The organism is Arcticibacter eurypsychrophilus (assembly GCF_001730525.1).
GTDB lineage: Bacteria > Bacteroidota > Bacteroidia > Sphingobacteriales > Sphingobacteriaceae > Arcticibacter > Arcticibacter eurypsychrophilus.
On sequence record NZ_MDFN01000022.1, the window covers coordinates 21,881 to 41,972 of the forward strand.

Genomic DNA, 20,092 nt, shown 5'->3' on the forward strand with positions numbered 1-20,092 from the left:
GCCTCAAATTTGAAACTATACGACTCATGCCTCTCAACCTTTTTTGAACGAAATCCGCTTTCCCGGCAGAATATCTGGAATAATCTGCTTTAATGTTACTGTTTTGCCACTCGAAGTAGCCTGTGTACTTAATCGAGAATCCAGTCCCAGCATCAGGAGATTGCCTTTATAAAACATCTCTATTATTTTTTCTTCTCGACCTGGGTAATTGCACGGTTGCATATCAACCTCTTTTATAGCATAGTCTGAGGGTTTTTCAGATTGAAATGCTCCGATGATCGCACAAGGACTGAACGCTACACTGTTTAACAAGATACTTTCATTGGTTTGGCTTAGAGTAGAGTACAGCATCAAGGACATGCTCACCAAAGCTAAACAATCCTCTGGAACTGCTTCTTTAAAAGTAATGACTTGTCCTTCAGTTATTTGATAACCTTCAATGTCAACATCCTGATAACCTAGGTTTTCATAATACTGTTCCCTAAAGTTAAACGCAACTAACATTAGCCTGATCCGGTGTTTCATATAAGCTCCGTTAGCGTTTTTAGGCCTTTTGATGCTTGTTTGCGTATTTAAGTTACTTATTGTAACACTCACCAACCCATCCTCGCTTTTACTAACCTCATGACTCATCTGCAAAACATCATGAAGTTTACAGTTTGCATTGAACTCGAAACTGTTAAGTAAAGAAAGATCCCCATCATGCAGATCCCTCTTCCCTTTTTCTCCACTCACATTATTTAGTATCGACCGGTACACCATTTGGGTACTCCTGTAAGCTGCCGTCCCGTCTTTGAATAAATAAGCTGGTTCAAATGCCGTCCGTATAACCGCCGCCGAAGAACTTGAAAGTCCAAACTCAGTAGCACTTCTTTTAGTTTTTTCGGTTTGTTTAAATGCCTTTGCCTTGCCCTGTATAATATTCTTTCCCCGGTACTCCCTGTAAATCACCGAACCTGCGGTTCCATGGACCATTCCTTTTTTATCTATTGTAGCCATATCGTTGAAATTTAATAGGGCAAAGGACTTATTTAGGAATCTTAAAAACGAAACACAGGCAAAATCTTCCGAAATCTTCTTAAATACATCAGATTTTTCCTAAATACGCTTTAGATTTATGATAAAGGATTTTACGGTTAAGTGTATAAAATAAATGACTGCAATTCACAGCAAAAACAAGCTCATAAGAATCACCAATAAGTCCGACTTTAATTATCCATTACCGGACTCAATTTGGATCCTTATCGCATTCTTATTAGATTATGTTAGTATCAGCACATCACATGATGACTCATAATCTTTTGGTCATGGGTTCGAGTCCAGGTGGGCGCACAAATAAAAAGCAAAACCATAACAAATCCCTAACAGAAAATTTGCGTCCTAAAAGAAAAATTAGGACAGCCGTAAGCGCAAAGGTTTATAAACACCCCAATATCAATCATGACGCTTTTAACCTTTATTATCATACATTGCAGTTTGCTTACCATAAACCAAATAAATCCGCTAGCTATAATGAACGACAAATTAAGAACCTGAGCAGAAAGTTTAAGGCAAAGTATATTAAAAAAGACATTTGAAGGTAAGTTATTATTATAAATAGTTCACAAATTTGTGAATATAATTAGTATATTTGTACCAATCCAATACCAATGGAGATTACATTTAAAGAACAGTCGTTAGCAGATTTATATGAAGGTAAAAAAGTTAGAGACAAGAGGTTTCAATTTCAGCCCCAAGTTATCAAACAATATATCAAAACATTAAACAAGCTTCGTTCTCTGGATAATATAGAGCAAGCATTTCAATATAACACACTCCGTTATGAAAAACTATCAGGTAATTTAAAAGGAAAAAGTTCGGTAAGTGTAAATATGCAATACCGTATTATTTTTCAGGAAATAGCTAGTGAGAAAGCACCTTTCGAAATCATTTTGATAGATATTGAAGCGTTAAACAATCATTATAGCTGATTAATCACCTATTTAACACAAAGGAGAGCCACCTTTAAAACGGCAAAAATATGTCAACCAACATAAAACAACTTACCCCTGCAAAAGCTATCCATCCTGGCGAAATTCTTAATGATGAGTTAAAGTATAGAGGAATAAGTCAGCAAGATTTTTCCCTTGAAACGGGTATTTCCAAAACCATTCTTAACGAAATTATTAAGGGCAAAAGAAGCATTAATGCAGATGTTGCTTTGCTAATTGGTAAAGCTTTGCAAATGGACGCAAAACTTTGGCTGAATCTGCAAAATAATTATGATTTAGATTTATCCAACATCAAAGAAAAAACCCGAAGATACTTGGAGGCTACAGATATGTGGAATCAAATCAAAGAATATGTTCCGTATAAGTTTTACAAAAAGTGTAAAGTGATATCCGGTAATCCGGTAACTGATGTATTATTGGTTAAAGAAATCTATAATGTATCGGATATTACTGCTTTAGCGGCAGTTTATAAGCAACCAAAGTATGCGCATTTTCGTAAGTCGGGGAAACTGATACCAGATAAAATTAATTTAATTGGTTGGGTAAATGTGATTGCTTTTGAGGCGAAAAAAGTAGAAGTTGATGTTTTTGATGTAGTAAAGAAAGACGAATTAATTTCAAAATTAAAGGATGTTTTTAGAGAGAACACGGAGACTGTTAGTCGTACAACGGAGATTCTGAGCAATTATGGCATAAAACTAATTGTTCATAAAAACGCTGAGAAATGCGCCGTGGATGGTGTTTCTTTCTGGAGTGAAGGTAAGCCCGCAATTGGATTAAGTATCAGACATCAACGTATTGATAATTTTGCGTTTACCATTTTGCATGAGCTGGCGCATATATTTCTACATTTGATAAATGATGTCAATGCGCAGTTTATTAATTTAGATAAGCAGGCGTTGGAGCAAGAATATATTGAAAGTAAGGAAGAAAAAGAGGCAAATGATTTTTCTTCGTCCGCTTTAATAAACAATGATGAATGGAAAGTATTTATTGCAGACAACTCTATCTATCAGGCTCATAAAGTAGACCAGTTTGCAACTCGTTTGGGCGTACACCCGGCTATAGTTTATGGAAGATATTCTAATGAAACGGGTAATTATAAAATCAAAGCTAACATCGATAAAAAATTAAATTAGTGGCGAACAACGCTAAATTATAAAATAAAAAGATTACTGATTGATTCCTAAAATGGTTCCAGTATTTACTTGATGAATTTCAGGAATTACTTACTAAATTTCAGACAAACCGGAGCGTCAAGCGCTAACTTTTCTCCAGTAGCGGTTAGCAGTCCTGTTACTTTGTTCCTTTTGAACACAATGATTTCGTTGCTATTGTTATTGGCAACCAGTAAAAAGTTACCTTTTGGATCAATTATAAAGTTTCTTGGCCCTTTACCTAAAGTCGACTGATGTCCTTTCAACGTCAGCACTCCTGTTGATGGATTTATGGAGAATATTGCAATGTCGTTAGCATCACCTCTGTTTGAGCTATATAAGAATTTTCCATCAGGAGATACATGAATATCTGCAGCACCAGTTTGCCCTGTAAATCCGTCGGCAATCATAGAGATGGTTTGAATTTTTTCCATCTTCCCTTTATCAAAAGAGAACGCCAATACATTTCCTGTCATCTCCATGAGCGCATACACATATTTGCTATTGGGATGGAAATCCAGATGTCTTGGTCCATCACCAGGCTCTGCAGCTATATAGGGAGGGTCAGTTGCCTTTAGTGGCTCTGAAGCGCCGCTATGATCAACGGAATAAACGGAGATCTTGTCGGTGCCTAAATCGCTAACCAGGAGGAATTTCTGGTCAGGGGATAAGATGGTAGAATGAACATGCGGACCTTCTTGTCTGGATTTATTTACACCACTTCCGGTATCCTGGATAGACTGAAGCATATCGCCTAATGACCCATCTGGTAAAACTGCATATACAACCAGGTTACCCTGACCATAGTTGCCCGCAAAAACGTACTTATTTGTAGCGTCTACTGAAATATAACACGTACCACCACCCTGAGCGGTTTTCTTATTAAGGAACTTTAGTTTTCCACTTAACTTATCGAAGGCAAATGAACTGATTGAACCTTCATTGTCTTCATTAGTGGAATAAATGAATTTTCCATTGGCACTAGGTGTGAGGTAAGAAGGATTTGATACACCGGTAGCTTTGTTCTTGTAGCTTAACTTGCCTGTTACGGAGTTAAAGGAGTATACATAAATGCCTTCACTTTTGCCCTTAGTGGTATAAGTTCCCACTATCAGATTCAGGTTTTGGGCTGATGCTTGATGTATGGTGATTAGCGACATGATAATTAATAAAAAGGTCTTTCTCATTACAAGGTAATATATGATGGTTTAGGTATAAAGTTAACACATTAAGGGAATAATCAAATTTGTTTTGAAACTATTTAAGCTGATGAGTTTAACAGCTTCTGGTGGAAAAAGTTCTGGGGAATTGTGGTAAATCAAACGGAATATTCATAAACCCAAAAGCCCTCAAGATATCCAGCTTTCTAAGGCTTGTATCTTGAGGGCTGTACATAGATTTCGACTATGCTTTTTATTATTTTATTAGATGTTTCAGTTGGATGATCTCTTTTTCGTCAAGGTATCTCCATCTTCCACGAGGTAAGTCTTTTTTAGTCAGGTTGGCATAAACCACTCTGTCAAGTTTAACTACTTCGTATCCAAGGTGTTCGAATAAACGACGTACTATTCTATTTTTTCCACTATGGATTTGAATTCCGATTTCTTTTTTACTTCCACCGGCAACGTAGCTGATTTCATCAGGTTTCATCATACCATCTTCAAGTTCAATACCATACGCAATCTTATTCATATCGCCCTGGCTAAGACTCTTATCCAGTTCTACATGGTAAATTTTGGTAATGTTATGACGGGGATGAGACAGCTTATCGGTAAGATCGCCATCATTAGTCAGCAGGATTAAACCTGTTGTGTTCCTGTCCAATCTGCCAATAGGATAGATCCGCTCTTTAGAAGCTTTGTCTACAAGCTGCATGATCGTTTTGCGTTCCTGAGGATCGTCAGTAGTGGTGAGATAATCTTTAGGCTTATTTAAAAGCACATAAGTCATTTTCTCACGTTTCAATGTTTCGCCATTGTAACGGATCACGTCCGTCATTGGATTGATTTTGAAACCTAGCTCATTGACCGCTTCACCATTCACGGTAATTACACCTGCTTCAATTAATTCATCCGCTTTTCTGCGGGAACAAATCCCGGCATTAGCAATATATCTGTTCAGTCTGATAGTTGCATCTGCAGGTTGAGAAGGAGAATAGGGTTTTTTCCTTGCACGAAGGTTTGATCCTTCGATCTTTTCTTCAGAAGTCCATTTTCTGTTCTCTCCGTTTTCTGTTTTGCGTTCCGTAGATCTTCCGTCATCAGCAGGCCTTCTGTCGTATGAACGGTCGCTTTGTGTTACGCTACCTGGAGTACGTGGTTTTCTATCTTCACCGTAAGGTTTTCTGTCCGCACTGTACGGTTTTCTTTCTCTCTTATCATCACCAAAAGCCTTCCTGTCATCACCAAATGGTTTTCTGTCCGAATTGAAAGGTTTTCTGTCCGAATTGAAAGGTTTTCTGTCAGAATTGAAAGGTTTTCTGTCAGAACTGAAAGGTTTCTTTTCGTAAGGGCGGTCGCCTTGTGGACGGCTACCTGAAGTTCTGTCTTCACCGAAAGGTTTTCTGTCAGAACTGAAAGGTTTTCTTTCGTATGGGCGGTCGCCTTGTGGACGGCTGCCTGATGTTCTATCATCACCGGAAGGTTTTCTGTCAAAACTGAAGGGCTTTCTATCCGAATTGAACGATTTTTTTTCGTAAGGACGATCGCCTTGTGGACGGCTACCTGAAGTTCTGTCTTCGCCAAATGGTTTTCTATCGGAGCTGAATGGTTTCTTTTCGTATGGGCGGTCGCTTTGAGGGCGGCTACCTGAAGTTCTGTCTTCACCGTAAGGTTTCCTATCGGAGCTGAATGGTTTTCTTTCGTATGGGCGATCACTTTGAGGCCTGCTGCCAGTAGTACGTGGTCCTCTGTCTTCGCCTAATGGTCTTCTTTCTCTTTTGTCATCGCCAAAAGTCTTTCTGTCCTCACCGTAAGGTTTTCTGTCCGAATTGAAAGGTTTCCTTTCGTATGGACGGTCGCTTTGTGGGCGGCTTCCTGAAGAAGTACTTCTTCTGTCAGAACTGAATGATCTTTTGTCTGAGGAGCGTTCTCCTCCGGCTTTAAAGTCACGGCTTCTTTCTCTGGAATCTGTTGATCTGTTTGCGAAAGGGGGACGGTCATCCGTTCTTTTACGATCACCTCTTTCATCAGACGCTGGGCGATCTGATCTTCCCGGACGATCACTTGTTGGTCTTTTACGATCTCCGTCAAACTTTCTTCTTCTTTCTGTGTTTGTCTTGTCCGGACGTTCTGTTTTTGATGTTTTATCAAAACGATTGGTATTGAAGGACTTGTCGTCGCGACTTTTCCGATTATTATTTTCTGGCATACTATACTGCTAACCTATTTTAAATGGGGGGCAAAGTTAGTTAAAATAAATAATTAAAGCCGTAACGTACGGATTTAATTATTTATACAGAATTGCTCAGAAAGCAGGCAATAAAGGCCTGATTTTTAGGCAGTAGTGTATAAGTGCTTGGTTATTAGATATATATTGTATATCTTTGTAATCTTTTTTATTTAAACATAGTAAGGAACGCATGATTAAGAAACATTTGATGGCGTGTTTTGCAGTTGTTATGATTATGATTTTAGCAAAAATCGGGGTCAGCAGAACTTCAGTAACATACGTTAATTCGTTTCCACAAAAAGTGGATGTCCCTTCTCCCCAAGAGGAAAAAGATTCATCTCCATCCTACTCTTATGAGTTTGCAAGTGAAGTGATACCAGTTGAACGTTTAAAGGTATCCAGGAGAATGAAGCGTTATTTGAAAGCCAGTAGTTATGAGCATATTCAAACAGATCGGTTACATCATAAGGCAGCCCGTTGGTTTCCTATTATAGAGCCGATTTTAAAAAGGTATGGCATTCCGGAGGATTTCAAATATTTGCCATTAGTTGAAAGTGGCTTAAAGGGTGGAACTTCTGTTAAAGGTGCTGCTGGATATTGGCAGTTTATGCCTGGAACAGCACGGAGTTATGGACTGGTTGTTAATGGCGATCAGGATGAAAGACATAACATGAAAAGATCCACTGTTGCTGCGTGCAGGTATTTAAAAGACCTGTATAAGGAATTCAACAATTGGACGTTGGTTGCAGCAGCTTATAATTTAGGAGAAAATAGCTTACGGAGGCAAATACATGCTCAAGGGCACAAGAATTATTTTAAGCTGAAGCTGAATAAGGAAACTGCTTCTTATGTATATAAATTAGTATCCATGAAAGAAGTGATTGAAAATCCGATCAAGTATGGATTTGCAAGTCGGAACAAAAACCTGCTTGCCAAGGAAACAAGGCCTGCACCGGTATATATTAATCCGGTTATAGAGCAAAATGCAATTACGGCATTGAATCTGCTGCAAAAGCAGGAGTTATAGATTTATTTTATTTGAAGACCGACATGCGAAATCTGGGGAGAGATTGGCCTGAGGTCTTTAAGTAAACTGTAAAATTCCAAATCCAAGGCTTTATTTAAATTCTATTAACCGATCTTTACACTTTAATTTCAAGAGGTATTAATTAATGGATAAAAGCACACCTGATCTTGGCGAGCAAAGCGAAGTAGAGGTTTACGGAGCCAGGGTTCATAATTTAAAAAATATAGACGTTTCTTTTCCACGCAATCAGTTGGTAGTAATAACCGGATTAAGTGGCAGTGGTAAGTCCTCTTTGGCCTTTGATACCATATATGCAGAAGGTCAGAGACGCTATATGGAAACCTTCAGTGCCTATTCCCGGCAGTTTCTGGGAGGCATGGAGCGACCTGATGTGGATAAAATTTCCGGATTAAGTCCGGTTATCGCAATCGAGCAGAAGACCACATCTAAAAATCCACGTTCTACAGTGGGTACTATTACTGAAATTTATGACTTTATGCGACTGCTTTTTGCCAGGGCAGGTGAAGCTTATTCTCATGTTTCGGGCAAAAAAATGGAGCGTATGTCCGAAGGGCAGATGCTCCAAAGTGTTTTGCAGCAGTTTGACGGTAAAGCTATTGCAGTGCTGGCTCCTGTTGTAAAAGGCCGAAAGGGTCATTACAGAGAGCTCTTTGAGCAGATTCGCAAACAAGGGTATTTAAAGGTAAGGGTTGACGGCAAGATTGTTGATCTTACGCCTAAGATGCAGCTTGACCGCTATAAGATCCATGATATTGAAATGGTTATCGATCGGTTATATGTATCGCAAAATGATAGTAAGCGATTAAATACTTCCATCCAGTCCGCATTAAAAACATCCAAAGGGATTATAAAGATTGCGGATGAGGAGCAGAACGAATTCTTTTTCAGTAAATTCCTAATGGATCCTGAATCAGGGATTTCTTATGATGAACCACAGCCTAACACGTTCTCGTTCAACTCGCCGTATGGTGCATGTGAACGATGTGATGGGTTGGGTACCATATTTGAAATTGATGAATCGTCAATTGTTCCTGATCCGAAGTTGAGCATCATGAAAGGCGGACTAGCACCTTTAGGCGAATACAGGGAAACCTGGATGTTTCAGATGTTGAAAGCACTAGCAAAGAAGAAGGATTTTTCTTTATCAGATCCAATAGAAAAACTTCCACGAGAGATTTTGGAAATGGTATTAAACGGATCGGATGAAATGATAACCGTTCCGGTAGCCTATAATAAGTGGAACGTTCAAAATTATCAGGTTACTTTTGATGGAATCATCAAAATGCTGGAAGAACAGGCAGATAAGGGTGTAGATGATTCGTCAAAGGATCTGGAAAACTTCCGTGTACTCAGGACCTGCCCGGTATGTCATGGTGCCCGATTAAAGAAGGAGTCTTTGAATTTTCGGATCAGTGATAAAAATATCTATGAGCTCTCTTCCATGAGTATCGTCAAGCTGGGGAATTGGTTTGAGGATATAGAATCGAAGCTTAGTGAGCGTCAGAACATTATCGGGAAAGAGATATTAAAGGAGATTCGTTCCCGCATTGGTTTTCTGCTGGACGTAGGTTTGAATTACTTAACCTTAAACCGGACCGCAAAAACGTTGTCGGGGGGAGAGGCACAACGCATTCGTTTGGCTACCCAAATTGGGTCGCAACTCGTCAATGTATTATATATTTTGGATGAGCCAAGTATAGGTCTCCATCAACGGGATAATGCACGCCTTATATCTGCATTAAAGAACCTGCGTGATATTGGCAACTCGGTGTTGGTTGTTGAGCATGATAAAGATATGATTCTGGAAGCTGACCATGTAATTGATATGGGGCCGGCAGCAGGTGTGAGAGGAGGCGAAGTGGTTGCTCAGGGTACACCAGCAGAGGTGCGAAATGCGAAAACGCTTACTAACGCCTATCTGAGTGGTGAAAAATCAATTGCTATTCCTTCGCAGAGACGTAAAGGAAATGGGCAGGAGTTGATCCTTAAAAATGCGACAGGTAATAATTTGAAGAATGTAACCGTCAGGTTTCCATTAGGTAAGCTGATTTGTGTTACCGGTGTTTCAGGCAGTGGTAAATCAAGCCTAATAGGTGAAACTTTATATCCTATTCTGAATCATCACTTTTTCAGAGCAAAGAAAATTCCTATGCCTTATAAGGCAATCGTGGGACTTGAACATATTGATAAAGTTATTGAGATTGATCAAAGTCCTATAGGGCGTACACCACGTTCCAATCCATCTACCTATACAGGTGTGTTTTCTGATATCCGTAATCTGTATGTGGGTTTACCGGAAGCAAAAATCCGTGGATATAAACCCGGCCGCTTTTCTTTTAATGTAAAGGGCGGACGGTGCGAAACTTGTCAGGGTGCAGGCATGAAGGTTATTGAGATGAATTTCTTACCTGACGTACACGTACCATGCGAAGAATGCAATGGAAGACGATACAATAGGGAAACCCTTGAAGTGCGTTATAAAGGTAAGTCAATCAGTGATGTACTGGATATGAGCATTGAAGAGGCGGTTGATTTCTTTGAACTTATTCCTTCTATTCACCGAAAGATTAAAACACTTTTTGATGTAGGTCTCGGGTATATCAAACTGGGACAATCATCTACAACCTTATCAGGAGGGGAAGCGCAGCGGGTGAAGCTGGCAACGGAACTTTCTAAAAAAGATACAGGACAAACATTCTATATTCTGGATGAGCCAACAACGGGACTTCATTTTGAAGATATCAATGTACTTCTGGGCGTGTTGAACAAACTGGTCGATCATGGAAATACTATTCTGGTGATTGAGCATAACCTGGACGTGGTAAAGGTATCAGACTGGGTAATAGATCTTGGTCCGGAAGGAGGAGATGCAGGAGGAGTGGTTTTATTTGAAGGAACGCCGGATGATCTTGTAAAGGTCAAAAAGAGCTTTACCGGACAATTTTTAAAGATAGAAATGGGAAGATAAATATTGAGCTATGGAAAATATTTTAAGTGCTGCCCAAATGCGAGACACAGATGCTCATACCTGTGCTACATTTAAATTATCCTCATTGCAATTAATGGAGCAAGCTTCACAGTCTTTTGTAAAGGCTTTCTCCAGAGAGTATCCGGAACGTTATCTTAAAATAGCGGTTTATTGTGGTACCGGAAATAATGGTGGGGATGGACTGGCGATTGCCCGGTTGTTATACCAGGAAGGATACAGCCACTTAAATGTTAAAATAGCCCGTTTTTCTGATAGAAGCAGTGCTGATTTCGACGCTAATCTCATTGATATAGAATCTACTCCTATTCCTGTTGCTGAATTAGTGCATGCCGATGAATTGGATAAGGAAGAGGCGGAACTCATTATAGATGCCCTGATAGGTTCGGGCCTGAATAAGCCACTAGAGGGTGAGTTCAGGATGTTGGTGGAAAAGATCAATGTGCTTAACAAGGTAGTTGTTGCTGTAGATATCCCTACCGGTTTTAAATCAGAGGGCGCTATGAAATTGTCAGATACGGTACTGGTTGCAGACCTGGTTATTTCTTTTCAGCGGGCAAAAGTGAATTTCTTTTTGCCTGAATCTGCAGGTTTTATCAAAGAGATTAAAGTAGTGGATATTGGATTGAATGAGCATTATATTCAGTCACTGACAACACCTTATTACCTGATTACTCAAAAAGATATTGCATCTCGTTTAAAAAAACGAGCTAATTTTACTCATAAGGGAACCTATGGACATGCGCTAATCATTGCAGGCGCGCCTGAAACTATGGGTGCTGCACTTTTGAGTGCTGAAGCCTGTATGTGTACCGGAGCTGGTTTAACAACGGCCTGTGTGCCGGAAGAGGGTTTAACTGCTTTAAATACCAGGGTGCCCGAGGTTATGGCTATTCTGAATAAAAATGTCAATGGAGATTTGAAATGGAATACCTACCAGGCTGTAGGTATTGGCCCGGGCATAGGTTCTTCCCCTGAAAGTTTGGCCTTACTTACAAAAACGTTAAAAGAGTACAATAAACCCGTAGTAATTGATGCTGATGCGCTAAATTTAATTGCACAGAATAACGACTTGATGCAAATCATTCCGGAAGGATCTGTTTTAACCCCTCATGTGAAAGAATTTGACCGGTTGTTTGGGAAGCATGAGAGTTGGTGGGACAGGGTTGTCACAGGAATAGACCGTGCGGTAACTCTGGGTTGCACCATACTGCTTAAAAATCAGTATACAATGATTTTTACAAGAGATGGGAAGTGTTTATTCAACCCTACAGGTAGTCCGGCAATGGCCAGTGGAGGGATGGGTGATGTTTTAACAGGGATGATCACCTCCTTTATCTCCCAAGGTTATAGTATAGAAGACGCCGTTATTTTAGGTGTTTATATTCACGGGGCAGCTGGCGAAGAAGGCAATGATTATGTTGTTCCTGCCTCTAGTCTGATTAAAAGGCTGCCAGCCACTATTGCAGCGAATTATACTACCTGATCAAATAAGTGTTTTTCAGCGTGATAAGATGAACGGACCAGTGGACCACTTTCTACATACTTGAATCCCATTTGCTGTCCTATTTCTTTATATTTAGCAAACTGATCCGGGTGGATCCAGTCCATTACAGGGTGATGATTTTTTGAAGGCTGAAGATACTGACCTATTGTTAGCACATGAACGCCTGTATTTGCAAGATCCTGCATGGTTTCAATGACATCAGGTTCTGTTTCACCTAAACCTAACATGATACCAGACTTGGTACGTAATCCAAATTCAGAAATCCGGTGCAATGCTTCCATACTTCTATCGTATTTGGCTTGAACACGAACCTGTTTGGTTAATCTTCTAACGGTTTCTATGTTATGAGAGATCATTTCCGGGCGTTCTTCGCATACGCGATACAGGTTATCCCAAATTCCTCTGAAGTCTGGAATCAAAGTTTCCATAGTAGTGGCGGGACTTTCTCTTCTTACAGCACGTATGGTTTCAGCCCAAATGATTGAGCCTCCATCTTTGAGATCGTCACGATCTACAGAAGTAATAACGGCATGTTTGACGCTCATTAATTTGATAGAATTGGCAACCCTATTGGGTTCATCCAAATCTACAGCAAGAGGTCTTCCTGTGGACACAGCGCAAAATGAGCATGAGCGGGTACAAATATTACCAAGAATCATAAAGGTAGCGGTACCGGCACCCCAGCATTCACCCATATTGGGACAATTGCCACTTTCGCAAATCGTATGAAGTTTGTGGGTATCGACTAATCCTCTTACACTTGCGTATTCTTTTCCGACGGGTAGTTTAACCCGTAGCCAGTTTGGTCTCCTCTGAGATTGGTTGGCAGGTATTACCAGCAATTCGATCATATCGCAAATGTAAATAATTAGACCTTAGGTAATGGTCATACTTCAGTGCAATTTGACAATTGAGAGAGATTTGGAGTGTGATTTATGTAAAAATTTTATGATTTAATACGTTTCCCTGTTTGATTGCAGCGTATTTATGAAATATGTGCAGCTGCTATTTCACCTGAAATTTCGCCATGGGATGCATGATAAATACACTTTCCATCCTTTATGAGAAGTAATTGAGGGGACTCATGGTATACATCAAAAGTTTTCGCTACTGCTGCAGAAAGGTCCCGGTGCTTAATTAAGTCCAAAAAATATAAAGAAGTTTCCTGGGGAAGAGCACCCTTGTCAAGCTCAAATCTTTTCTTAGCCATCATGCTAATTGGGCATCGGGTACTGTGTTTAAATAAAATACTGTAGCCACTAATGTGCTGTATGTCCTGTAGTTGTTGTATCGTTTCTAGTTGTATCCAGTTCATAGGTGTAAAATTAAAATACAAAGTTGAATTTTATCTGCGTGATTTGGGGTATGAGTTATATGCAGGGCATACTTTGTTTGAACAAGATTGAAAAACTGTACATGCAGTAATTAATAATAAGAATAGTAACGTAACTCTTTTCATGTTGTTAAAATAAGAAAACTATCTGATCAACAGCTTTCTAATATGATTATTATTTAAGTAAACGCTGCAAATCGGCCATAAGTATAGCTGAAGCTGCTGCTTCGGTTCCTTTATTGCCATGTTTGCCGCCTGCCCTTTCTTGTGCTTGTTCTAAATTTAAGGTTGTTAATACACCGAAGATCACCGGTATAGCATGCTTAATGCCTACATTACTGATGCCATTTGCAACTGCATTACAGATATAATCGAAGTGAGGAGTATCTCCCTGGATAATGCAGCCTAAACAAATTACTGCATCTACTTGCTGTGTGTTTAATATCATTTCTGCAGCTACAATCAGTTCGAAACTGCCGGGTACAGTAAATGAAAGGATGTTTTCCGGAAGTGTACCTTGTTGAATAAACATATCATATGCACCCTGATATAAAGCACCGGTTATGTCCGCATTCCATTGTGCGGTAACAATAGCAAACCTGAACGATTCAGCGGATGGAATTGTTGTATGTGAAAAGTCGGAAAGATTCTTGAGATGAGTTGCCATAGGAACAAATGAAAAATGGCTACCCTTTAGGTAACCATTTAATTATTTATAAAGCTCAGTATTTATAAACGAGCTTCCGCACGTGCAATGTAAGTATCTATAACAGAGGCTTCAATGCTTGTTGGATAATTTTCTTTAATTTTTTTATAGGTATCAGCAGCAGATTTAAATTCTTTTTGCTCTTCGTAAACGAGACCTAGCTTTTTCAAGAAAAGAGGAGAAGTAAAGGTGTTATCAGATTTGCTTGCTGCTTTTTTGTAGTAAGTAATTGATTTATCGTACTCTTTTAATTCAGAATAAGCATCACCTAACATGCCTAATACCAATGGGTCGATAACAATACTACCGGTACTGCTGTAGTTACCTAATGCATCAATGGCTTTCTCGAATTCACCCTTTTGCAGGTATAAACCACCCAGATAAGCATTGGCAAGATTAGCAGATTTAGTGCTGGAGTATTCGTCAGCTATTGTTTCAAAGCCCGGATATGAACCATCACCCTTAATAGCTCTGTCAGCTAAAGAATCAACGGCTACGTATTCTTCTGCTTTAAACATTTCATTTGCAGCCGTTTCTGCACGGGGTGCTAAGTAGAATTGTTGATATCCGATGTAAAGTAAAATAAGTGCTACTATTGCTCCGCCAATAACAGCCAGACTTTTCTTGTTCTCCTGCACAAAGTGCCCTGGGTTTGTCAGCATATTTGATTGAGTTTTAGTATCCATTTGATTTGTCGCCATTTGCGTAAAATTGAAGTTTGCAAAAATACGTTTTTAAGGGTTACTAACAAGTGATTGTAGAAAGAAAAAACTTAAATTGTTTTTGAAAGATTAACTTTGTCACTGATAGTATGTGGCTGGAGAAATTATCCCTATTAAATTTTAAGAATTATGAAGAGGCCGAATTGGCCTTATCACCTTCAGTTAACGCCTTTACGGGCGATAATGGAGCAGGTAAGACCAACCTTCTGGATTCGATTCATTATCTTTCCCTTTGTAAAAGTTATTTTAATCCAATAGACTCCCAGCAAATCAAAAATGCATGTGATTTCTTCATGATACAGGGTGTTTTTGATATGGACGGATCAAATGAAGTGATTTCCTGCTCGCTTAAGCGCAATCAAAAAAAGCTATTTCGTCGGAATAAGAAGGAATATCAGCGATTGGCCGACCATATTGGTCTCTTTCCATCTGTCATGATTTCCCCTAATGATGTCAGTATTATTATTGAAGGAAGTGAAGAACGTCGTCGTTTTATCGATAATGTGATTTCTCAAACCGATGGGCACTATCTGGATGAACTGATTATTTATAATAAAAATCTGCTCAACAGAAATGCTTTATTAAAAAGGATTGCAGAAAGAGGGCAGTATGATCCGGAACTAATGGAGGTTATTGATGACCAGATGATCGCATCCGGTCAAATAATATTTGAAAAGCGAAAGGCTTTTATGTCTGTTTTTATCCCAGTATTCGAAAAACATTATAAATATCTGACTGAAGAAGCTGAACAGGTTGAGTTAATATATGATTCTCCTTTGTTTCATGATGAATTTGCAGCACTGTTGAAAAAATCAGTGGAGCGCGATCGTTTCCTTCAGCGTACCACAATGGGCATCCACAAAGATGATTTAAGCTTCAGTGTAAACGGTATGCCGATGAAGAAATTTGGGTCACAGGGACAGCAGAAGTCATTTCTTATTGCTTTGAAGTTAGCTCAGTATAGTTTTCTGCAGATGAAGAAAGGGTATAAGCCTTTGCTATTGCTGGATGATATTTTTGATAAGTTGGATGACAAGCGGATTAAGAAGTTAATGCAAATGGTGTCTCATGATGATTTTGGACAAATATTTCTGACGGATACCAACAGAGAGCGTATTGAAGGAATCTTTTCAGGTATTGGAGTTGGCCTAACTATATTTGAGGTAAGGAAAGGAGTGATACAAAATGAGAAAACCGAATGACAAGCCAATCAAAGAGGCTATTGAACAAATGTTGCGGGTATATAAGCTAAAGAGAAAGTTTGATGAAACCTCGCTTGTTGCAGCATGGCCGGAAATGATGGGTCCTGCTGTAGCTAATCGTACGCGTCAGTTATATATCCGTGATAAAAAATTATTTATCCGTGTGGAATCTTCGGTGTTGAAAAATGAATTACTGATGATCCGTTCTCAGATTCTGGATAAGATGAATGAGCGGGCAGGGGCGGATGTGCTTGAGGATATTGTATTTTTATAAACAAGGTCCTTTGATAGACCTTGTTTATAAGTGGTTTTTTAAAAACGCTCAAACTGAGAGAAGAAGAAGTTCCCTTCAATAGCTGCATTTTCATCTGAATCGGAACCATGTACTGTGTTCGCTTCAATAGACTTGGCATATTTATTACGAAGTGTGCCTGCATCAGCTTTAGCCGGATCGGTTGCACCAATCAATGTACGGAAGTCTTCCACTGCATTGTCTTTTTCAAGAATGGCAGCGACGATAGGGCCTGAACTCATAAAAGATACCAGGTCATTATAAAAAGGACGTCCTTTGTGTACAGCATAAAATTCACCTGCAGTTTCTGCAGTTAATTTAGTGTATTTTAATGCGATAATTTTAAAGCCCCCTTTAGTGATATCATTCAGTATAGCACCAATATGGTCGTTTTCAACGCCATCTGGCTTAATCATGGTAAATGTTCTGTTTGTTGCCATTGTGTTTTTAAGTTGCCGTAAAATTATAATTTAATTTGTAGCAAAAGAAGTATTTGGCGAAAAAGACGGATAGTTATGCGCGAAGATAAGAAATAATTGCATTTTGTTAGATCAAGGTTTTTAATAGCTTTGCATTTCTTTTAATAAATGATGTTAGAGTTAGAAACCCTTAAAGAATTATTGACGCTGCCCAGGCGTATTGTTATTACCACTCATCATAAGCCTGATGGCGATGCAATGGGTTCATCTTTGGGGCTTTATAACTATCTGATCCAGAAAGGGCATCATGTACGGGTTATCACGCCATCGGATTATCCGGTTTTTCTTCAATGGATGCCCAATAATACCGAAGTCCTTATCTATCCTCAACAAATAGAACTGTCCAATACTTTTATAGCGGAGGCAGAACTTGTATTTTGTCTGGATTTCAATGCATTGAACAGGATCTATGAAATGGGCGTTCAGATACAAGAATCGCCGGCTAAAAAAGTGATGATTGATCATCACCTGGAACCGCAGGACTTTGATGATTACCGGTACTGGTCTATCAATGCTTGTTCTACAGCACAGCTTGTATATGAGTTTATTGTCCAGGTGATGGAAGAGCCAGAATTGATCAATAAGGATGTGGCTACCTGTTTGTATACGGGTATTATGACCGATTCGGGATCTTTCCGGTTTCCGACTACCACACCAAGGGTGCATATTATTGTTGCAGATCTGATCACGCGAGGTGCAGAAAACTGGAAAATTCATCAGTTGGTATACGATAACTTCTCTGAAAGCCGTTTACGTTTTCTGGGTTATTGTTTACTTAATAAGCTTGTTGTGCTTCCTGAGTATAAGACCGCATATTTTTCCGTGTCTGCAGAAGAACTGAAGCGGTTTACAATTACAACAGGCGATTCAGAAGGATTGGTTAATTATGCATTAACAATAAATGGCATCAAACTGGCTGCTCTTATTATTGAGCGACCGGATACTGTTAAACTTTCCCTTCGCTCTACAGGTGATTTTCCGGCCAACGAAATTTGTAAAAAATATTTTAAAGGAGGAGGTCACAGAAATGCAGCAGGGGGACAATCTGATCTGTCTCTGGATGACACCGTCTTGAAATTTAAAGAAATTCTAATTGAATATAAAAGTCTATTAATACAATAACTACAAAAAAGAAAATGAACAAGAGCTTAATTATGTTGGGAATTGCAGCGTTAGCGTTTACTAGCTGCAAACAGTTTAAAAAAGGTGAAGGTGATATGCAGTATATTATCCACGAGGATAAAGATGGTGCTGCAATCAAAGAAGGTGACTTTATCGCTTTACATGCGATCCAAAAAACTGAAGAAGATTCTACTTTATCTAATTCGTATGACTATGACAGGCCTATGTTTGTCGCAGAACAGAAATCTTCATTTAAAGGAGATATCTATGCTGCATTAGCAATGCTAAGTGAAGGTGATAGTGCAACTTTCAAAATCAATCTGGATTCTTTGCAGGCAAAAATGAACATGCCAAAGCCAGCAAACACAAAAGGAAAGTACATGGTCTTTACTTTTAAGATTGACAAAGTAATTCCAAAAGGTACATTAACAGATAGTTTATTTCAGGGTAAAGTAGACCAATTTTTAAAGGCAGAAGTTGCTAAGGCTAAGAGTCAGGAAGCTGGTAAGATCAGTAGATTTATCGCTGCTAATGATTTGAAACCTACAGTAACGGCTTCAGGCTTAAATTATATAGTAGAAAAAGAAGGTAATGGTACAAAACCAGCAGTTGGAGATACCGTTAAATTAGATTATACAGGTAGCTTCCTTACAGGAAAAGTATTTGATACCAGTATTCAGGCTGTAGCTAAAAAAGAACCAGGTTTGTTTAATGCAATGCGCCCTTACACACCTATGAAGGTCCCTGCAGGTGTACATGCTACAATTCCAGGTTTTGATGAAGGCTTATTGTTATTATCAAAAGGAAGTAAGGTTAAATTTATTATTCCTTCTAGTTTAGCTTATGGCGAACAAGGAAGTCAGATTATTCCTCCTTTTATGCCATTAGTATTTGAAATGGAAGTGTTGGAAATTATTAAACCTAAACCAGGTTCTCCTGCTCCAGTAATTGCTCCAGCTCCGGCTCCAGTTGGTGCTCAGGGTAAAAAATAATAACTTATTTCTTATATTAAAATTTAACAAACATCCGGCTGATGCATATTCAGCCGGATGTTTAATTTTAAATCTCATATGAAAACTGCAAATTTAATCATGGCATTGTTGGTTGTGCTGAGTGTTCAGGTATTTGGACAGGCTAAGCCCGATTTAAAGCAATTGCCCAATGGAGTTCAGTATCAAATTTATACCAAAGGCACAGCGGCCCGAATAAAATTAAATGATGTAATTACCTTTAATTTTACTCAAAAAACGGATAAGGATTCTGTTTTATTCAGCTCATTTGCATCAGGCAAGCCTGTTACAATAGCTGTGGAGCCATCGAAGAGTATTTCGGATTTGATGTATTTCTTTCCGATGCTTGGATTGAAAGATAGTGCATTTGTGAAGATACCCAGTGATTCTTTATTTAAAGATGGCCAAATGGAACGTCCATCTTTCTTTCCTAAGGGAAGTACACTTCAGTTTGTTTTAAAAGTTGAGAATGTTCAGTCTATGGAGGCTGCAATGGCTGAACGTCAAAAGATGATGGATGTACAGGCTAAAGCCGCTGATTCTTTAAAAACAAATGAACTGCGTATTATGGATGCTTTTGTAGCAGAAAATAAGTTGGTGGTCACACAAACACCTTCCGGTTTACGGTATTTAATTCTGACTCCTTCTTCGAAGCTGAAACCTGCTGCAGGCGACACGGTAGAAGTAAATTACATTGGACGGACCTTAAATGGTAAAACCTTTGATTCCAGTATTGAGGCAGAAGCTAAAAAGGCTGGCCTGGAACAACCGGGTCGTAATTATGAGCCGATTAGTTTTGTAGTTGGACAGGGAGAAGTAATTCCTGGGTGGGATGAGGCGCTATTGCTGATGAATGAAGGATCAAAAGGACGCTTTCTAATTCCTTCTGCACTTGCTTACGGACCTAAGGGTGCCGGCCAGGATATCGCTCCTTTTAGCACGCTTGATTTCCAGGTAGAATTAGTGAAAGTGAAACCTGCTAAAAAAGTTGTAGCCACCACTAAACCTGCCGTAGCAGTGAAAAAAACGGTGTCAGTTAAGAAAGTGACCCCTAAGACAAAATCTACAGTTAAGAAGAAGGTTGTGACCTCTAAGACAAAATAAGCTGTCATATTGTCATCGTAAACAATTTCATTATTGTCTGCTA

Annotated in this window: 18 protein-coding genes; 10 read left to right on the top strand and 8 right to left on the bottom strand. The window is 39.1% G+C overall.

All coding sequences use genetic code 11. The features are described from left to right. Positions 1-33: 33 nt before the first annotated feature. Positions 34-999: a hypothetical protein gene (locus tag BFL47_RS12810; RefSeq protein ID WP_069660198.1), complete on the bottom strand. Its 966-nt coding sequence runs from the start codon at positions 997-999 to the stop codon at positions 34-36. A 650-nt stretch (positions 1,000-1,649) separates the two neighbouring features. On the opposite strand from BFL47_RS12810, the gene BFL47_RS12820 reads away from it, so the two are divergent. Continuing rightward, positions 1,650-1,970, top strand: coding sequence for a type II toxin-antitoxin system RelE/ParE family toxin (locus BFL47_RS12820; RefSeq protein ID WP_069660200.1), 321 nt, complete (start codon positions 1,650-1,652; stop codon positions 1,968-1,970). 50 nt (positions 1,971-2,020) lie between these two features. Next, complete coding sequence (locus BFL47_RS12825) at positions 2,021-3,130, top strand: HigA family addiction module antitoxin (protein WP_069660201.1); 1,110 nt, start codon at positions 2,021-2,023, stop codon at positions 3,128-3,130. Between the two features lie 86 nt (positions 3,131-3,216). Here BFL47_RS12825 and BFL47_RS12830 read toward each other — a convergent pair whose 3' ends face one another. Together BFL47_RS12830 and BFL47_RS12835 are read right to left on the bottom strand one after the other, a co-directional pair. Then, complete coding sequence (locus BFL47_RS12830) at positions 3,217-4,335, bottom strand: lactonase family protein (RefSeq protein WP_069660202.1); 1,119 nt, start codon at positions 4,333-4,335, stop codon at positions 3,217-3,219. A gap of 229 nt (positions 4,336-4,564) precedes the next feature. Next, entirely contained in the window at positions 4,565-6,517 is a 1,953-nt protein-coding gene (locus BFL47_RS12835; protein ID WP_083257162.1) for a pseudouridine synthase, read from the bottom strand. 211 nt (positions 6,518-6,728) lie between these two features. On the opposite strand from BFL47_RS12835, the gene BFL47_RS12840 reads away from it, so the two are divergent. The 3 genes from BFL47_RS12840 (at position 6,729) to BFL47_RS12850 (ending at position 12,058) form a co-directional block, all read left to right on the top strand. After that, the gene (locus BFL47_RS12840) at positions 6,729-7,565 is read left to right on the top strand and encodes a lytic transglycosylase domain-containing protein (protein WP_245681364.1); all 837 of its coding nucleotides are present in this window, start codon (positions 6,729-6,731) and stop codon (positions 7,563-7,565) included. A 145-nt stretch (positions 7,566-7,710) separates the two neighbouring features. Beyond that, complete coding sequence (uvrA, locus tag BFL47_RS12845; RefSeq protein ID WP_069660203.1) at positions 7,711-10,554, top strand: excinuclease ABC subunit UvrA; 2,844 nt, start codon at positions 7,711-7,713, stop codon at positions 10,552-10,554. Positions 10,555-10,564: 10 nt separating this feature from the next. Beyond that, positions 10,565-12,058 (top strand): bifunctional ADP-dependent NAD(P)H-hydrate dehydratase/NAD(P)H-hydrate epimerase, encoded by a 1,494-nt coding sequence (locus tag BFL47_RS12850; protein WP_069660204.1) that lies wholly within the window; start codon positions 10,565-10,567, stop codon positions 12,056-12,058. Here the strand turns inward: BFL47_RS12850 and lipA are convergent. The 4 genes from lipA to BFL47_RS12870 all read right to left on the bottom strand — a co-directional run bounded on the left by lipA (position 12,046) and on the right by BFL47_RS12870 (position 14,819). Next, positions 12,046-12,930 carry a lipoyl synthase gene (gene lipA / locus BFL47_RS12855; protein ID WP_069660205.1) on the bottom strand — a complete coding sequence of 295 codons (885 nt, stop codon included), beginning with the start codon at positions 12,928-12,930 and terminating at the stop codon, positions 12,046-12,048. The genes BFL47_RS12850 and lipA overlap by 13 nt on opposite strands. Positions 12,931-13,064: 134 nt before the next feature. Further along, entirely contained in the window at positions 13,065-13,394 is a 330-nt protein-coding gene (gene ytxJ, locus BFL47_RS12860; protein ID WP_069660206.1) for a bacillithiol system redox-active protein YtxJ, read from the bottom strand. A 193-nt stretch (positions 13,395-13,587) separates the two neighbouring features. Continuing rightward, positions 13,588-14,079 carry a 6,7-dimethyl-8-ribityllumazine synthase gene (gene ribH, locus BFL47_RS12865; RefSeq protein WP_069660207.1) on the bottom strand — a complete coding sequence of 164 codons (492 nt, stop codon included), beginning with the start codon at positions 14,077-14,079 and terminating at the stop codon, positions 13,588-13,590. A gap of 62 nt (positions 14,080-14,141) precedes the next feature. Then, positions 14,142-14,819, bottom strand: a complete 678-nt coding sequence (locus BFL47_RS12870; protein WP_069660208.1) for a tetratricopeptide repeat protein — start codon at positions 14,817-14,819, stop codon at positions 14,142-14,144. A gap of 110 nt (positions 14,820-14,929) precedes the next feature. Here BFL47_RS12870 and recF point away from each other — a divergent pair, with 110 nt between their 5' ends. Further along, a complete protein-coding gene (gene recF, locus BFL47_RS12875) occupies positions 14,930-16,042 on the top strand; it encodes a DNA replication/repair protein RecF (RefSeq protein ID WP_069660209.1) in 1,113 nt (370 codons plus the stop codon). Next, positions 16,026-16,316 (top strand): DUF721 domain-containing protein, encoded by a 291-nt coding sequence (locus tag BFL47_RS12880; protein WP_069660210.1) that lies wholly within the window; start codon positions 16,026-16,028, stop codon positions 16,314-16,316. The genes recF and BFL47_RS12880 overlap by 17 nt, the downstream gene beginning before the upstream one ends. 38 nt (positions 16,317-16,354) lie before the next feature. Here the strand turns inward: BFL47_RS12880 and BFL47_RS12885 are convergent, their stop codons facing one another. Next, positions 16,355-16,774, bottom strand: coding sequence for a nucleoside-diphosphate kinase (locus tag BFL47_RS12885; protein ID WP_069660211.1), 420 nt, complete (start codon positions 16,772-16,774; stop codon positions 16,355-16,357). Positions 16,775-16,924: 150 nt separating this feature from the next. On the opposite strand from BFL47_RS12885, the gene BFL47_RS12890 reads away from it, so the two are divergent. The 3 genes from BFL47_RS12890 to BFL47_RS12900 all read left to right on the top strand — a co-directional run bounded on the left by BFL47_RS12890 (position 16,925) and on the right by BFL47_RS12900 (position 20,049). Continuing rightward, a complete protein-coding gene (locus BFL47_RS12890) occupies positions 16,925-17,935 on the top strand; it encodes a DHH family phosphoesterase (protein ID WP_069660212.1) in 1,011 nt (336 codons plus the stop codon). 14 nt (positions 17,936-17,949) lie between these two features. Beyond that, positions 17,950-18,927 (top strand): FKBP-type peptidyl-prolyl cis-trans isomerase, encoded by a 978-nt coding sequence (locus tag BFL47_RS12895; protein WP_069660213.1) that lies wholly within the window; start codon positions 17,950-17,952, stop codon positions 18,925-18,927. A gap of 78 nt (positions 18,928-19,005) precedes the next feature. After that, positions 19,006-20,049 (top strand): FKBP-type peptidyl-prolyl cis-trans isomerase, encoded by a 1,044-nt coding sequence (locus tag BFL47_RS12900; RefSeq protein WP_245681365.1) that lies wholly within the window; start codon positions 19,006-19,008, stop codon positions 20,047-20,049. The last annotated feature ends 43 nt before the right edge of the window (positions 20,050-20,092 follow it).

Coding starts and splice junctions, on each gene's coding strand:
- BFL47_RS12810 (WP_069660198.1), bottom strand. CDS start 999: ATGGCTACAATAGATAAAAAAGGAATGGTCCATGGAACCGCAGGTTCG.
- lipA (WP_069660205.1), bottom strand. CDS start 12,930: ATGATCGAATTGCTGGTAATACCTGCCAACCAATCTCAGAGGAGACCA.
- BFL47_RS12885 (WP_069660211.1), bottom strand. CDS start 16,774: ATGGCAACAAACAGAACATTTACCATGATTAAGCCAGATGGCGTTGAA.
- uvrA (WP_069660203.1), top strand. CDS start 7,711: ATGGATAAAAGCACACCTGATCTTGGCGAGCAAAGCGAAGTAGAGGTT.
- BFL47_RS12890 (WP_069660212.1), top strand. CDS start 16,925: ATGTTAGAGTTAGAAACCCTTAAAGAATTATTGACGCTGCCCAGGCGT.
- ribH (WP_069660207.1), bottom strand. CDS start 14,079: ATGGCAACTCATCTCAAGAATCTTTCCGACTTTTCACATACAACAATT.
- BFL47_RS12880 (WP_069660210.1), top strand. CDS start 16,026: ATGAGAAAACCGAATGACAAGCCAATCAAAGAGGCTATTGAACAAATG.
- BFL47_RS12895 (WP_069660213.1), top strand. CDS start 17,950: ATGAACAAGAGCTTAATTATGTTGGGAATTGCAGCGTTAGCGTTTACT.
- BFL47_RS12835 (WP_083257162.1), bottom strand. CDS start 6,517: ATGCCAGAAAATAATAATCGGAAAAGTCGCGACGACAAGTCCTTCAAT.
- BFL47_RS12870 (WP_069660208.1), bottom strand. CDS start 14,819: ATGGCGACAAATCAAATGGATACTAAAACTCAATCAAATATGCTGACA.
- BFL47_RS12820 (WP_069660200.1), top strand. CDS start 1,650: ATGGAGATTACATTTAAAGAACAGTCGTTAGCAGATTTATATGAAGGT.
- recF (WP_069660209.1), top strand. CDS start 14,930: ATGTGGCTGGAGAAATTATCCCTATTAAATTTTAAGAATTATGAAGAG.
- BFL47_RS12825 (WP_069660201.1), top strand. CDS start 2,021: ATGTCAACCAACATAAAACAACTTACCCCTGCAAAAGCTATCCATCCT.
- BFL47_RS12850 (WP_069660204.1), top strand. CDS start 10,565: ATGGAAAATATTTTAAGTGCTGCCCAAATGCGAGACACAGATGCTCAT.
- BFL47_RS12900 (WP_245681365.1), top strand. CDS start 19,006: ATGAAAACTGCAAATTTAATCATGGCATTGTTGGTTGTGCTGAGTGTT.
- BFL47_RS12830 (WP_069660202.1), bottom strand. CDS start 4,335: ATGAGAAAGACCTTTTTATTAATTATCATGTCGCTAATCACCATACAT.
- ytxJ (WP_069660206.1), bottom strand. CDS start 13,394: ATGAACTGGATACAACTAGAAACGATACAACAACTACAGGACATACAG.
- BFL47_RS12840 (WP_245681364.1), top strand. CDS start 6,729: ATGATTAAGAAACATTTGATGGCGTGTTTTGCAGTTGTTATGATTATG.